The sequence below is a fragment of the Flavobacterium suzhouense genome, assembly GCF_042684765.1.
In the GTDB taxonomy this organism is placed as follows: domain Bacteria; phylum Bacteroidota; class Bacteroidia; order Flavobacteriales; family Flavobacteriaceae; genus Flavobacterium; species Flavobacterium suzhouense.
On sequence record NZ_JBHUMD010000029.1, the window covers coordinates 14,286 to 29,257 of the forward strand.

The window sequence follows — 14,972 nt, forward strand, 5'->3', positions numbered from 1 at the left end:
TTGTGAATAGTAGTAGTTTATATTTGAACAGCAATTTCGTTTTGTTGCGCAGCAGTTTCTTTTTCGGTAACAACGTGTTGTAGTATGAACGATCTGTCTCCGGTATTACCTGTCTGTATATCTTTCAGATTTTTAAGGGTTATAGTACCGGTAATATAACCTGATTCATTGTTAGTGTAAGCTTCATCAATAGTTAGAAACTGTTTCTTAAAGGTATCTGCGTCTTCTTTTTTGTGTCTTAGTAATACGCTAAGGTTTACATCGTCAGACAGAACAAGGTTCTCCTTTTGGTTTATCTTTTTATATTCATATCTGTAATCGTAACTAAGAGCAGATATGTCTGATAGCACAGCCGAAGCCGTTGGATGAGCACCTGCGCCCCTTCCTACGAAGAATTGTGTATCGGCAAAGCTTGTTTTGGTAAGTACTCCGTTAAATACATCATCTACGTTAAACAGCCTTTCTTCAGACGATACGAATTTAGGTATTACAAAAGCTGATAATTCACCTTTACTTCCTTTAAAAGCTTGTGCTATCAGTTTTATCTTAAGCCCTTTTTCTTTAGCGTATTTTAGCTCAAGAGGGCCTATGTTATCAATTCCAATATTGAAAAGATCGGCTGGTTTAGCAATGTAACCAAACGAATGAGCTAACAGTATCTGTAACTTGTATTTAGCATCAAATCCGCCTGTGTCAAGAATAGGGTTGCTTTCAGCAAAACCTAAATCCTGTGCCTGTTTTAGTGCATCGTCATACGACAGATTTTCTGCAAATGTCTTTGTAAGGATATAATTGGTAGAACCGTTTACAATTCCTTCGATAGACTCTAAAAGATCGTTATCATAGTACTCTTCAAGATTTCTGATGATTGGAATACTGGCGCATGCAGCAGCTTCATAAAGCAAAGGAACATTGTGTTTTTCCTGTAGTTCTAACAGTTCAGTAAAATGTTCGGCAATCATCTTTTTGTTTGCAGATACTACTGCTTTTCCTCTTTTCAGCGCTTCTGATACGATTTCAAATGCTGCATCGGCATCATCTATAAGTTCTACAACAACGTTAATCTCATCATCGTTAAGGATATCGTTTTTATCGAAAGTAAAATTCTCGCTACCTATTTCCCTCGGCTTGTTTTTGTCCTTGACACAAATGTTTTTGATGTTAGCTTTAAGTCCGGGAGTTTTTTGCAATACTTCGTAAAGACCAAATCCTACGCATCCAAAACCATACAGGCCTATATTTAAAGTTTTTCTTGACATGAATTAAATCTATTATACAGCAGCTGTTGCGTTTTTGTTACTACTTTGTTTTACAGCGATTTCAAGAGCCTGCTTCAGGTCTTCAATAAGATCATCAGCGTCTTCAAGGCCAACTGATAAACGGATAAGGCTATCGGTTACACCAGAGCTGTATCGTTTTTCAGTCGGAATAGATTTATGAGTCATTTCACATGGCAGACAGCAAAGGCTTTTTACTCCACCAAGGCTTTCTGCAAGCTTAAACAGTTTTGTGTTGCTAACAATTGCAGAAGCAATTTCTTTATCATCAATTACAAGGTCGAAAGCAATTACACCGCCAAAATATTTTTGCTGGCTTTTAGCGATCTCATGGTTGTGGTGTGATGGCAGTCCCGGGTAATAAACATTTTTGATTAGTTTTTCTTCCAGCAGGAATTCTGCAATTTTTTGAGCATTCTCGGCATGTTGCTTAATACGAAGTGTTAACGTTTCAATTCCACGAATAGCTAACCAACTGTCAAATGGTCCAAGTATTGCCCCTGATGCATTTTGAATAAATTTGATTTTGTCTCCAAGTTCCTGAGTTGAAGTTACTACAAGTCCGGCAATAAGGTCGCTATGCCCGGCAAGGTATTTAGTAGCACTGTGAATTACAATATCAGCACCAAGAGTAAGTGGTTTTTGAGCAGCAGGCGAAGCAAATGTGTTGTCTACACAAAGAAGTACATCGTTTGCTTTAGCAATAGCTGCAATAGCTTTTATATCAGAAATTTTAAGCGTTGGGTTTGTTGGCGATTCAATCCAGATAAGTTTTGTTTTATCCGTGATTGCATCAGCTACATTTTGTGCATTGGTGGTGTCAACATATTTGATGCTGATCCCAAATTTCTGGTAAATATGAGTAAACAATCTGAAAGCACCTCCGTAAATATCGTCTACTGCAATAACCTCGTCACCTGCTTCAAGAAGTTTGATGACAGCATCGATAGCTGCCAGTCCGCTGGCAAATGCGTAACCGTTTGTTCCGTTTTCAAGTTTAGCGATAGTATCTTCAAGAACTTTACGTGTGGGGTTGTTGCTTCTTGCGTAATCGTAGCCTTTATGAACACCCGGTGCATCCTGAACGAATGTTGAAGTTTGGTATATTGGTGTAGAAATTGAACCTGTTAGTGGATCTACCGGAATGCTGTGTAAAATTTGAGTTTGCTCTTTCATTTTGTTTTTAATTTTAGTTTGTAAATTTTTTCTGTCAGTAAAAAACATCCTAAAACCAGTTATCGAAAGAGCATAAAATAAAAAATGCTCTCCCGATAAGTCAGAAGAGCATATAATATTTTGTGGTATTATGTACAATTTCTAAGCTTATCTTTCCGCTGCCAGGCAACGGTTGAATGTGGCACCTTATACGCACGATTGCGAACAGGTTGCCAAGACGTCATAGGGTCAATTCCCTCGGTCTTTCTGGATAAGAATAATTTTTTAAAGAACTTGCTGCAAATTTAGGTCACAAAAAATGTAAAAACCAAATAAAATTTAAAATATTTTTTAGTTATCTGATTTAAAACGTTTTAGTGGTGGTTTTTTTATTTGTAAATTTGAGAAAAGGTGATTAAAATTATGGCAACAAGTGCCAAAGAAAGACCTAAAAAATTCAATTTGGATAACTTTTCCTTAAAAATGAATATTCCAACAAGGCTTCCAAGAACAATTACCCCCATATTCATGGCAGCAAAAACCGTTGATGGATTTTCTGAAAATTCTTTATGTGCCATCAGATAAAAGAGAATATTACCGAAGTTAAAGATGCCTACCAATGATCCAAAAGCAAAATTTATAAGGTCTATTTTAACTCTTTCAAAGATTATTTTATACAGTGCTATAATAGAGATTACTAAAAGTGCACCGCAAAAAACAACAAAAAGGGAAGTTGTAAAGGGTAGTGAGGTTTGTATGGCTATTTGTTTAAAAAGCACATCTATTATACCAAAACCAATGAGAACCACGGCAGGGTATATCCATTCTTTATTAGTATTTTCATCTTTTTTGGAAAGGATAAGCAGAATTGCCGGGAAACCTACGCCAAGTCCTATAATTTTAAGTAAATTAAAATCTTCTTTGAAAATGAAACATGCAGCAAGTATCGGTATAAAAAGGGAGAGACGTTGGGCTGCATCTGTTTTTACGATGCCCATCCGGTTTATGGAAGAAGCCAGAAAAAGGAATATCGCAGGCAATAACACCATTAATGGTAAATAAATTTGCCAGGGAGCGTTGGTGTCTACATGTTTTAGATCAGGATTAAAGAAAAGGTGACAAAAAAGCAGAGCAAAAACGTAATTCCATAGTACTACCTGGGTCAGAGAAATACCATATCGTCTTGCCGTTTTAAAAATTATGCCTACAGATACGCTGCAGACAATACTGAGTATTAAAAAGAACATTGTATTCGTTTTTTTGGTAAACAAAAATAGTGTTTTGTAGTATTCATCGCTGTTTTTAATCGATTCTTTTGTACATTTGATAGATAATTGCCCCTTTTAATGAATAAGCTTAAAGTACAAATTTATGACAGATCCCGGGGAATGATAGCATTCTGTATCTCTTATCTCAATGGGAACTTGCTGAAATTTGGGCAGAAATCAGAGTAGTGATGAAAAAGGTTATGTTGTTGATACTACTGTTTACAAGTGCTTTAGGTTTCGCACAGGAAGATGCCTGGATTTATTTTAAAGACAAACCGGATGCTGATTATTACTTAGCCAATCCGACTGAGATGCTATCCCAAAAAGCTTTGGATAGAAGGGCAAGGCAAAATATTCTCCTTGATGAAAAAGATATTCCAATTCATGCAGATTATCTAAATGTGATTAAAGAATCGACCGGTGTTACCGTCATGTCTAAATCGAAATGGCTTAACGCTATCCATGTACGTGGTGAAAGAGACAATATTGAACTGCTAAAGGCTAACAGCTTTGTAGATCATATTGATTATGCGGATAAATCTCTTAATACGTCAAGAATCAGTATTCAAAATCAGGTTGTGTCAGCCAATAAAAATCTTGAAACACAAATTGATTTTAATTACGGAAATTCTGCTAATCAGATACAAATGCTTAACGGACAATTGTTGCATCAATCAGATTACACAGGCAAAGGAATTACCATTGCTGTGTTAGATGCAGGCTTTCCGGGAGTAAATACAACACAGCCATTTCAGCGAATGCGGGATAATGGTCAGATTAAAGGAGGTTATGATTTTGTAGCGCGTTCTGAGGATTATTATCAGGGAGGTACGCATGGCACACTAGTATTGTCTACAATGGCAGGTTATGTAGAGGGACAATTGACAGGTACAGCCCCTGATGCTTTTTATTACCTTTTCAGGACTGAGGATGCTACCAGTGAAAATCCGGTAGAAGAATCTTACTGGGTTGAAGCAGCAGAAGCAGCCGACAGTCTTGGTGTAGATATAATCAATACATCATTAGGTTATTTTGTATATGATAACGGACGTTACAGCCATACTTACGAACAAATGGATGGCCAAACGGCATTTATTACTCGTGGTGCTGACATTGCAGTTTCGCGAGGGATATTTTGTGTGGTTTCTGCCGGGAACTCTGCCAATACGATAAATCCGCATATTCCAGCTCCCGCAGATGCTCCCGGGGTACTCACTGTTGGGGCTGTAGACCTAAACGAAATGTATGTGAGTTTTAGTTCCATAGGTCCTACAGCTGATAACCGCCTTAAGCCCGATGTTATGGCGAAAGGTTATCAGGCAACTTTAGCAACTCCAGAGGGTACTATTGGCGTTGCAAGCGGAACATCATTTTCGAGCCCTATAACGGCAGGATTGGTTGCTTGTTTATGGCAGGCATTACCTGATAAAACCAATACAGAATTACGTGAACTCATAAAAGAGTCTGCTGACAGGTATAGTGAGCCCAATAATCAATACGGTTACGGTATTCCTGATTTTAGCCTTGCAATGCAAAAAGCTATGGGACTTACCGATGGGAATTTTATAGTATACCCAAATCCTGCTAATGATATAGTACATCTGCTTTTTCCTAAAAATATCCAAAGAACAACGGTAACTATTTTTAATGAGCTAGGGCAAAGGGTTTCGCAGCAAAATGTTACCTTAGCCAATCCTTCATTTGATGTTTCCCAACTGGCTACAGGTATTTACAGTTATAGCATGGAAGGAACATCACAAAAAGGAAGGATTATTAAACAGTAACTATGGTGAAAAATCTTTTTGTTTTATTTCTTGTAGTATTTTTTTTATCGTGTGAAAAGAAACCTGTTACACCTCAGGAAATGATATTGGGTAACTGGTCTGTGGTAAATAAAGATAGTGTTATGCCTTGGGAAAGAGACATAAGGGGATTCGAGTTTTTGGCTGATAGTACCTGCGATTATAAGGTAGGTTTTTGGGACTGGCATAAATATCAAGAAGAAAGGAATAGAGCTATTAAGAATAAACAGTCTTTAGATGATAAAATTTTAAATTATTTAGGAACTAAAACTAAATATAAGATTACAAAAGACAGTCTTAAGATATTTAATCTCACTGAAAAGATATGGGAGCTTTATCAAATCAAAAAGTTCAATAAAGACACCCTTATCGTAAAAAGGGATACTATTGTATCTACCTTCACAAAGAAAAAGTATGATATTGGTATGTCGCCTGATTTTGATGCAGTTGTTTTTTCTTCATCGCTTTGTTATGGATCATGCCCGGCCAATGATCTTGTAATCTCAAAAACAGGAGAGGTCTTATATAAAGGAAGCTATCATGTTCTTAACGAAGGATGGTATACTGCCAAAATTCCTTTAACAGAATTTGAGAAAATACAAAGAAGATTCAAAGAAGCGGATTATATGGGACTAAAGAATGATTACTATACCATGGTTACAGATAGCCAGCAGATATCTGTATCGTTTATTAAAGATGGAAAGATTATAAAGACAATAAGTGATTATGCTGATTCTGCGCCTAATGAATTTATCTGGGCCTATACTCCTCTAATGTATCTTGGGCAAAAACTTGACCTGAAATCAAAAGAGAACAAAAAGTATCTCGACAACGACTTTTTCCATTCTTCATTTGTTACGGTTGATGAACAGAAAGGAATGAATTTAACACAATCTGAGGTATTTTATCTAGTTACACTTTTGATGGATGCAAAAAATGTAGATGTCAGGTTTGACGAAAAATATCTGTTACGTTATGATAATAATTATATAAAAGAAGTAAAAACAGATGGGAGGTATTATAAACTCTATCTTAAAAATGGTAAAACTGAAATTAAGGATATCGGTTTTAATTACATAACAGACAATAAACTAAGTGAGAAAATTGAAATTATAAAAAGATAATGAACAGAATAACCCAACTTTTTAATATTCAGTATCCTGTGATACAGGCAGGGATGATATGGGCGAGTGGCTATAAACTGGCAAGTGCCGTGAGTAACGCCGGCGGACTTGGTATAATCGGTGCCGGGTCTATGTATCCTGAAGTTTTGCGAGAGCATATACAGAAATGTAAAAAAGCAACTGATAAGCCTTTTGCTGTAAACGTACCAATGCTGTACCCGAATATTGAAGAGATAATGAATATCATTGTTGAGGAAGGTGTAAAGATAGTATTTACTTCTGCCGGAAATCCTAAAACATGGACAGCATGGCTAAAAGAAAAAGGTATTACGGTGGTGCATGTGGTAAGCAGTGTGAAATTTGCCCTTAAAGCTCAGGAAGCTGGAGTAGATGCTGTTGTAGCTGAAGGTTTTGAGGCAGGAGGCCATAATGGGCGAGAGGAGACTACTACGTTTACGCTTATTCCAATGGTCAAGGAGCAGCTTACTGTGCCGCTTATTGCTGCGGGAGGAATTGCTACAGGCCGTGGTATGCTGGCTGCTATGATACTCGGGGCCGACGGTGTTCAGGTAGGAAGCCGTTTCGCGGCTTCGGTAGAGTCGTCGTCGCATGATAACTTTAAACAGGCAATTGTGGATGCCCAGGATGGTGATACGCATGTAACTCTGAAAGAACTGGCTCCGGTACGACTAATCAAAAATAAGTTCTTTCATGATGTAGTAGCATTGTATGCAAAAGCGCCAACTGTAGATGACCTGAAAGCTTTATTAGGCCGTGCCCGTGCTAAAAAGGGTATGTTTGAAGGAGATCTTGAAGAAGGGGAACTTGAAATAGGCCAGATTGCGGGTCTTATCCATGAGATAAAACCCGCCGCTGAAATCCTGAACGATATCATTACAGATTTTGAAAAGGCTAAACAGGAAGCTGTGAGTTTATAATTCTTTAGCCATGAATTCCACTAATTAATTTGTGTTAGTTGAATTCGTGGCTGAATTTCTATTTTTCTATTACTGTAGTTAACAAATCACTCTCAAACATCGCAGCTGGCGATATTACTTTTTCATGTTCGGGAATAGCGTTTCCGTAACGTTCTTTAAGCTTTGCCTTTACAGCAGGATTACTCAGGTCGAAATCTTTAAGTTCCTGTAGTTTTCCAATTTCCAGTCCTGTACCTTCTTTGTAAATTTTCCATATCAGTTCTGAGCAGTAAATCCTGTCATCGCTCCATTCAAAGTAAAGGTCATAATCTTTACCACCCATTTTTTGAGCGGTTGTTTTCATTTTTGAAAAGTTAGCATCTGTAAGTACTTTATCTGCATTTTTCAGGCGTTTTACGACATAATGACTGTCTTTTCCGCGTGCGATCCAGTTATCAAGCGGTGTTTTTTGAACAGGCTGAATGGCTTCGAAAACAAACCATTTATCATCTTCTTTATATATGATGCCACAATGCGAATATTTTGACTTTGTAGCCAGCTGTATGGCTTGGCTTTGTGCCGATTGCGATGTCTGGAAAATCAGGTCGCCATTGTGCAAATCTTTGCTTATAAATGCCGATTCTTTTCTTTGGCAGCTGCCAAAAATCAAAATTATTAAGAGGGTGAGTATGCTAAATCTCATTGTTTATACGGTTGAATTTTTTACCTGTTTTGTAAGCACTGTAAGCTAAACCTATAACAAACACAGCTAGGAAAACAAACATATATACCGGCTGCATTATGAAGTAAGCGGTTTCAATTTTTTGAGGAGCAGCACTCAATGGAGGGGAGATTGTCCAGCCACCGTCTATGCTTAACCTTTCGTTAAGGGTTATCAATACAACCCATAAAATGATAAATAAGATGTTGTATAGTAATAAAATAAGGTTACTCGCTTTATCCCTGAACTTTAAAAATATACAACGGATAGTGTAGCACAAATATCCGGCTGCAATCAGTATACTAAAAGCGACATAAATGCTGTTGATGACATAATAAGTATCATAGAAATTGATAACATATTTTTGGCCGTTAAAAACATAAAACAGCATTGCCACTGCTACAGGTAGCAATGAAAAAGATATGGCTTCTTTAAGGTATCGGGTCATAACTAAGAATTATCATGCAATATAAAAAAAGGCGCTCATTGAGCGCCTTAGTATACTGTAAAAAATCTAGAATTTGTTTTCTACTTCTGCAGCCTGAAGCATCAGGTAGTGCAGATCGGTATTTTTAACGAATGGCTTAAGGAGTTCACTGCCCGGGCCAAACATTGCCAGTTCTACATAATCGGCCGAGTGATCCATACTTATCCATCCAACCGAGTTATGTTTTTGCTGTATCTGGGCAAAGGTTTTGAATGGTACTTTTTTGTAATTGTACAATCCGCCTTCTTCCTTATGTAAACCATCATAGTAAGTAAGAACAGTTTTTGCATCTTCTTCAGAAATAGCAGTTGCGTTTGCACTTTCCACAATTTCTCTAACCTGAGCGATTGTATTGTCAGGTTTAATACTGTTCAGTATCCATTCGTTAGTGTGAGTGTATTTCTGAATGCTATCAAAGTTATTATTGGAATCCTTGCCATAAATAACTCCCGGGTTAGCGTTACCGTGGTCGGTAGTGATGATAACAAGGGTTTCACCGTCTTTAGAGGCAAAGTCTATCGCTACTTTAATAGCTTCGTCAAAAGCTACCTGATCGTATAGTAATGCGCCTATGTCGTTAGCATGTGCACCCCAGTCGACCTTACCGGCCTCAATCTGAAGTACAAAGCCGTTTTTGTTTCCTTTCATTCGGTCAATAGCTTTCTGAGCCATTTCTGCAAGGGTAGGAGTGGTATCGGTTAAAGACTTATCGTTTGTCCTGTCTATGTTGTATGGAAGACCGTCATCGGCAAATACACCAAGTACAGGCTTGCTGTTATCGGCAGCAATCATTTCCTGGCGGGTACGGGCTACCTGCCAGCCTTTGGCTTTATATAGTGCGTAAATGTCTTTCTTATCTTTTCGGATATCGGCACTGAAGTAATTATTGCCGCCACCCATCATGATGTCAAAGCCAAGCTCAAGGTATTGCTCGGCAATATCTTCCTGTGCGTTGCGGCTTTTGCTGTTTACGCAGAATCCGGCAGGTGTAGCGTGCGTAATAGGTACCGTGGTTACACAGCCGGCCATTTTACCTGCTTTCTTAAATTTTTGCCAGATAGGCATGTGCATTTCACCATTAGGACCAACGTTTAAGGAACCATTGTTCACCCTGAAGCCGCCTCCCCATGAAGAACTTCCTGCCGATGAATCGGTTACGATTGAGCTGGCCGAAGCAGTATCCATCAAGGCTCGGTTTATGCGTTGTTCCTTATATAGCTGTAGCCAGTTAGATCCTTTTCCTGTTTTACGGTTCAGGTAAAGATCGGCCATGTTAAGGGTTCCGGTACTCATACCGTCGCTAACCATAAAGATAATGTTCTTAGCCTTTTTATTTTTATTTATAGTTTGAAGGTCAAGAATGTTTGCAGTACTCTCAAACGGACTGATTAATGCCGTTCCGAGTGTAAATAGCGAGCCATTCCTGAAAAACTTTCTTCTGTTCATTGTAAATTAATTAGAAAGCCAAAGTTAACAAAGTAAACTATAATGCGGTTTTGATGTATATTATTTAACTGTTATGGATTGAGGGGAAAATCACTTAACGATTATGAATTTTGGTTTTTCAATCCTGTCGGCTTCATCTTCATCCCAAACCTGTTCTATAATTTTTATTTTGTGATTGTTTATTTTCGTAATATATTGTTTGTAGTTATCATCTTCACAAACATTTCTTTCAGCGTAATCTAAATGTTTCCATTTTCCTTTCTTAAAAGTATAAAAATGGAGCCTTCCCCAACAACCGATCCACCAACCCGGAACGACAATAATTTCTGAAAAACCATCATTGTCAATATCACCAATATTTTCAACATAAGCGCCCACTGCATTATCATTTGTAATATTAGGAACATTACATGAAAAGCTAATATTGATATTATAAAATTTAGGATCGCCCCATCCGTCTTCTTCATTGACCCACTTTGGACCCTTCACAAATGCAGTATCAATTATTTTGTCATTGTTTATATCTCCAATGACTATGGTGTCGGTTTCAGTTTCATTAAAGACTGTAGGCTTAATGCCTTCTTTTTTATGAAATGAAAACATTAATGTAATTATGATCAGTGTAGGGATGAGTTTCATTTTTTGAAATTAATTTTAATCAAACATAATGAATAACATAAACAAAAAACCGCACTTCTCAGTGCGGTTTTAAATATAGTTTTCAGTAAGCTTTATGCAATGACAGCTTCCTTGGTTTCAGTTTTTTTTTCTTCAAAATCAATGATTACCTGATTACGGATGATGTCTTCAAAGGTTTCTCGCTCTCTGATAACATGGCCTTTACCCTGATACCAAAGAATTTCTGCCGGGCGAACGCGTGAGTTATAGTTACTGCTCATAGAGAAACAGTAAGCCCCTGCATTACGGAAACAAAGGATATCACCTTCTTTTATTTCAGCAATTTTGCGGTTGCTTCCAAAGGTATCCGTTTCACATATATAACCTACTACTGAATAGAAACGGTCTTTTCCTTTCGGATTTGAAATATTATCAATATTATGGTGCGAACCATAGAACATTGGACGGATTAGATGGTTAAAACCACTGTCAATACCTGCAAATACGGTAGATGTTGTTTGTTTTACCACATTTACTTTGGCAAGGAAAACCCCTGCTTCACTAACAAGGAATTTACCAGGCTCGAATGTTAGGGTAAGGTCACGGCCGTATTCTTCGCAAAATGCGTTGAAGCGTTTTCCTAATTTTTTACCAAGTTCTTCAACATCAGTCTGGATGTCGTCTTTTTTATAAGGAACCTTAAAGCCGCTTCCAAAATCAAGAAATTCAAGTTCTTTAAAGTTGCGGGCAGCTTCAAATAATATTTCGGCAGCATAAAGGAATACCTCAATGTCAAGGATATCAGATCCGGTATGCATGTGTATACCGTTTATGTGCATGCCTGTATTTTGAACGATACGTAACAGGTGAGGCATCTGGTGGATAGAAATACCAAATTTACTATCGATATGACCTACTGATATGTTGCTGTTTCCACCCGCCATTACGTGAGGGTTTATACGGATACATACAGGAGTTTTTGGATGCTTGGCTCCAAATTGCTCCAGTATAGAAAGGTTATCTATATTTATCTGTACACCAAGGGCAGCTACTTCTTCAATTTCTTCCATAGATACACCATTAGGGGTATATATGATCATTTCAGGTGAGTAACCGGCAAGCAGACCAAGCTGCACTTCCTGAATTGATACGGTATCCAGACCGGATCCCATTTGTTTTAATAGCTTAAGTACAGATATATTTGATAATGCCTTTACAGCATAGTTTATTCTTAGATGATTTACCTTTGAAAAGGCTTTTTCCAACCTTAAATACTGAGATTGTATTTTCTCCGCATCATACACATATAGCGGGCTCCCGAATTCTTCTGCAAGTTGCAGTAATTGTTTAGTGTCCATCTTCGTTAATCACTTAATTAGAATACAAAAATACTGATAGTATGGTACTTAAAAAAGTAAACAACAGAACATTAACAAAATATAACAAAAAGTTATAAATATAACAAAATAAAAAACTATTTCGATTTCAAATCACAGAAAACCTAGTGTTTACTAGTGTTATGGAATTAGGTTAGCTCTTTCGGAGGTATATTTCAGGTCATCAATAGGGGAGTCGTCGAGCAACAGCTGACCGTTAGAGTCGATAGTATAACAAAAGAATGTATACTCATCTACCTCCATTGATTTAGGACAATATTCAATTTGTGCAGTATTATCTTTTACTAAAAATTGGTAGTTACCTGAGTCTAATGCGTCAGGTTTATTTTCATCAGTATTATTGTAGTTATCAAAACCGAACATCGGCTTTAAATCTCCATCGAATTACTCCTTATTCAAAAGTATAATCTGTACCGGTAAAACCACCACCGACCTTAATGAGTGTCCATTGATGAAGCAGTGGATCAATTGCTTTTCTGTCATCTTCATTATTACAGCCACTTAAACTGAAAAGGAGCAATGACATTAAAGCGAGTAATAGTCTTTTCATGGCAATTTGTAGTTTTATTTAAAAAAAATCCGGACTTTATCTATAAGCAATGCGGCTTGACTTATGGTTTAAGTCCGGAAAATACAGAAGTAATAGCAATTAAAAGTTTTATTTCAAATCAGATACTTGATTTTCTTCGTTTTCCTAAATAAATCAGGGTTAGGGCTATGGTGGTTACTAAGCAGAGAATTGTTTTCATGGATATAAGAGTTTATGGTTAGTTATCAGTTTAGTTAATAAATTATCGTTTAAAAGTAAGAGTATACATATCTGCTCCTACCGGAGTTATTGTCATAATGTTGCCTTCCATATTTATACATCCAAGATCTAAAGCCTCAATATTGAGGGTTTTATCACAAGATTCGGGAGAGACCTCGTTTGGTATCATACTATAATTATATATAGCTGTTGGGAAATTTATACCATCAGTTCCTTCGGAGTTATTTTCAATGGCAACAATTTCATTTTCAGAGTTGAATGTCCATACAACCTCGCCGGTTTCAAAGTCAAGTGAATGTCCCTGAAATCCACCTCTCTGATTTACAAGATTCCATTTACCTGATATACCTTCAGGAGTAATCAAGGTACTATTTGCGTTATCATCATTGCAAGCTGTTGTAAGTAATGCAGTGAGTAATAAAAAAGGTAATATTTTTTTCATAGCATTAAATTATCTGATTGTCTATCTTCTAAAGAAAAGATGGCAAACATTGTAAATGGTTGCGTTAAGTTAGGTAAATTTTAACAAATGTTAGTAATTTAATAACAAAAAATAATAAGCGGCCTAAAAAATGCAATGTGATTTCGGTACTGGTTAGCTGTATAAATACCTTTATTATAGGAATAGAAATTAATAGAAATTGTCCAATGGAGAAAAAATTAAAAATACTTATGGTCGTTGGATGTATTTTGCTATTTTTGTTCCACTTTTAATAAGATAAATGCAATACTTATGAATTTACACGAATATCAGGGAAAAGAAATACTAGCCGGCCATGGTGTACGCGTTCAGCGTGGTATCGTTGCTAACAGTCCTGCTGAAGCGGTAGCAGCTGCAAAACAGCTAACTGCAGAAACAGGAACTTCATGGCATGTTGTTAAAGCACAGATACACGCAGGTGGCCGTGGAAAAGGCGGAGGCGTTAAGCTTGCTAAAAACCTTCAGCAGGTAGAAGAGATCGCAGGACAAATAATAGGTATGGACCTTATTACTCCTCAAACTCCACCTACAGGTAAAAGAGTACACAAAGTACTTATCGCTGAGGATGTATACTACCCGGGAGAAAGTGAAACTTCAGAATTCTATATGTCTGTTCTATTGAACAGAGGACGTGGCCGTAACATGATTATGTATTCTACCGAAGGTGGTATGGATATCGAAGAGGTTGCTGAGCACACTCCACACCTTATCTTTACAGAAGAGATTGATCCTGCTGTAGGTCTTCAGGGCTTCCAGGCAAGAAGAATTGCTTTCAATTTAGGTCTTAGCGGAAATGCCTTCAAAGAAATGACTGCTTTCGTTGCTGCTCTTTACAATGCATACATTGACAGTGATGCTTCAATGTTTGAGATCAACCCGGTGTTAAAAACATCTGATGATAAAATTCTTGCTGTAGATGCTAAAGTTGTTCTTGATGATAATGCACTTTACAGACAAAAGAAATACGCTGACATGCGTGATATCCGTGAGGAGAACCCAATCGAGGTTGAGGCTAAAGAAGTTGGCCTTAACTATGTTGACCTTGACGGTACGGTTGGTTGTATGGTAAACGGTGCTGGTCTTGCTATGGCAACTATGGACCTTATTAAATATGCAGGTTTTGAGCCGGCAAACTTCCTTGACGTAGGTGGTACTGCTGATGCTAAACGTGTTGAAACAGCTTTCCGTATTATCCTTAAAGATCCAAACGTAAAAGCCATCCTTATTAACATCTTTGGTGGTATCGTTCGTTGTGACCGTGTTGCTCAGGGTGTTGTTGATGCTTACAAAAATATGGGTGACTCTATTAAAGTGCCTATCATTGTGCGTCTTCAGGGTACTAATGCTGATATCGCTAAAGAACTTATCGATAACTCTGGTATGCCAATCCTTTCTGCTACATTGTTCCAGGAAGCTGCAGATCAGGTTAAAGCTGCTCTTAGCTAGTAGATACAAAATATCCTATATAAAAACCACGCTCTAAGCGTGGTTTTTTGTTATGTTTTAATCA

Annotated in this window: 15 protein-coding genes and 1 riboswitch; of the genes, 4 read left to right on the forward strand and 11 right to left on the reverse strand. The window is 37.4% G+C overall.

Annotated elements, in window-relative coordinates:
- Window positions 1-17 precede the first annotated feature (17 nt).
- The 3 genes from ACFSR3_RS15030 to ACFSR3_RS15040 form a co-directional block, all read right to left on the reverse strand.
- Window positions 18-1,259 carry a homoserine dehydrogenase gene (locus tag ACFSR3_RS15030; protein ID WP_379822139.1) on the reverse strand — a complete coding sequence of 414 codons (1,242 nt, stop codon included), beginning with the start codon at window positions 1,257-1,259 and terminating at the stop codon, window positions 18-20.
- 12 nt (window positions 1,260-1,271) lie between these two features.
- On the reverse strand, window positions 1,272-2,453 hold the full coding sequence (locus tag ACFSR3_RS15035; protein ID WP_379822140.1) for a trans-sulfuration enzyme family protein: 1,182 nt from the start codon (window positions 2,451-2,453) through the stop codon (window positions 1,272-1,274).
- A gap of 144 nt (window positions 2,454-2,597) precedes the next feature.
- Window positions 2,598-2,710: riboswitch (SAM riboswitch) on the reverse strand.
- 111 nt (window positions 2,711-2,821) lie between these two features.
- Window positions 2,822-3,679, reverse strand: a complete 858-nt coding sequence (locus ACFSR3_RS15040; protein ID WP_114756942.1) for a DMT family transporter — start codon at window positions 3,677-3,679, stop codon at window positions 2,822-2,824.
- Window positions 3,680-3,888: 209 nt separating this feature from the next.
- Here ACFSR3_RS15040 and ACFSR3_RS15045 point away from each other — a divergent pair, with 209 nt between their 5' ends.
- Genes ACFSR3_RS15045 through ACFSR3_RS15055 form a run of 3 tightly spaced genes read left to right on the forward strand, consistent with a single transcriptional unit; the run spans window position 3,889 to window position 7,564 of the window.
- Complete coding sequence (locus ACFSR3_RS15045; RefSeq protein WP_379822141.1) at window positions 3,889-5,484, forward strand: S8 family serine peptidase; 1,596 nt, start codon at window positions 3,889-3,891, stop codon at window positions 5,482-5,484.
- 2 nt (window positions 5,485-5,486) lie between these two features.
- Window positions 5,487-6,626, forward strand: a complete 1,140-nt coding sequence (locus ACFSR3_RS15050; RefSeq protein WP_379822143.1) for a DUF6438 domain-containing protein — start codon at window positions 5,487-5,489, stop codon at window positions 6,624-6,626.
- Window positions 6,626-7,564 carry an NAD(P)H-dependent flavin oxidoreductase gene (locus ACFSR3_RS15055; protein WP_379822146.1) on the forward strand — a complete coding sequence of 313 codons (939 nt, stop codon included), beginning with the start codon at window positions 6,626-6,628 and terminating at the stop codon, window positions 7,562-7,564. Before ACFSR3_RS15050 ends, ACFSR3_RS15055 begins: the two co-directional genes overlap by 1 nt.
- Window positions 7,565-7,622: 58 nt before the next feature.
- On the opposite strand, the gene ACFSR3_RS15060 is transcribed toward ACFSR3_RS15055, so the two are convergent.
- The 8 genes from ACFSR3_RS15060 to ACFSR3_RS15095 form a co-directional block, all read right to left on the reverse strand.
- On the reverse strand, window positions 7,623-8,246 hold the full coding sequence (locus tag ACFSR3_RS15060) for a YiiX family permuted papain-like enzyme (RefSeq protein ID WP_379822148.1): 624 nt from the start codon (window positions 8,244-8,246) through the stop codon (window positions 7,623-7,625).
- Complete coding sequence (locus ACFSR3_RS15065) at window positions 8,236-8,712, reverse strand: hypothetical protein (protein ID WP_379822150.1); 477 nt, start codon at window positions 8,710-8,712, stop codon at window positions 8,236-8,238. The genes ACFSR3_RS15060 and ACFSR3_RS15065 overlap by 11 nt, the downstream gene beginning before the upstream one ends.
- Window positions 8,713-8,778: 66 nt before the next feature.
- On the reverse strand, window positions 8,779-10,197 hold the full coding sequence (locus ACFSR3_RS15070) for an alkaline phosphatase (RefSeq protein WP_379822151.1): 1,419 nt from the start codon (window positions 10,195-10,197) through the stop codon (window positions 8,779-8,781).
- Window positions 10,198-10,287: 90 nt separating this feature from the next.
- Window positions 10,288-10,836, reverse strand: a complete 549-nt coding sequence (locus tag ACFSR3_RS15075; protein ID WP_379822153.1) for a hypothetical protein — start codon at window positions 10,834-10,836, stop codon at window positions 10,288-10,290.
- Window positions 10,837-10,928: 92 nt separating this feature from the next.
- Window positions 10,929-12,173, reverse strand: coding sequence for a diaminopimelate decarboxylase (lysA, locus tag ACFSR3_RS15080; RefSeq protein WP_379822156.1), 1,245 nt, complete (start codon window positions 12,171-12,173; stop codon window positions 10,929-10,931).
- 159 nt (window positions 12,174-12,332) lie between these two features.
- Complete coding sequence (locus tag ACFSR3_RS15085; RefSeq protein ID WP_379822158.1) at window positions 12,333-12,575, reverse strand: hypothetical protein; 243 nt, start codon at window positions 12,573-12,575, stop codon at window positions 12,333-12,335.
- Window positions 12,576-12,603: 28 nt separating this feature from the next.
- Window positions 12,604-12,738 carry a hypothetical protein gene (locus ACFSR3_RS15090; protein WP_379822160.1) on the reverse strand — a complete coding sequence of 45 codons (135 nt, stop codon included), beginning with the start codon at window positions 12,736-12,738 and terminating at the stop codon, window positions 12,604-12,606.
- Between the two features lie 265 nt (window positions 12,739-13,003).
- Window positions 13,004-13,423: a hypothetical protein gene (locus ACFSR3_RS15095; protein ID WP_379822162.1), complete on the reverse strand. Its 420-nt coding sequence runs from the start codon at window positions 13,421-13,423 to the stop codon at window positions 13,004-13,006.
- A 291-nt stretch (window positions 13,424-13,714) separates the two neighbouring features.
- Between ACFSR3_RS15095 and sucC the strand changes: the two genes are divergently transcribed.
- Window positions 13,715-14,908 carry an ADP-forming succinate--CoA ligase subunit beta gene (gene sucC / locus ACFSR3_RS15100; RefSeq protein WP_114756933.1) on the forward strand — a complete coding sequence of 398 codons (1,194 nt, stop codon included), beginning with the start codon at window positions 13,715-13,717 and terminating at the stop codon, window positions 14,906-14,908.
- Window positions 14,909-14,972 lie beyond the last annotated feature (64 nt).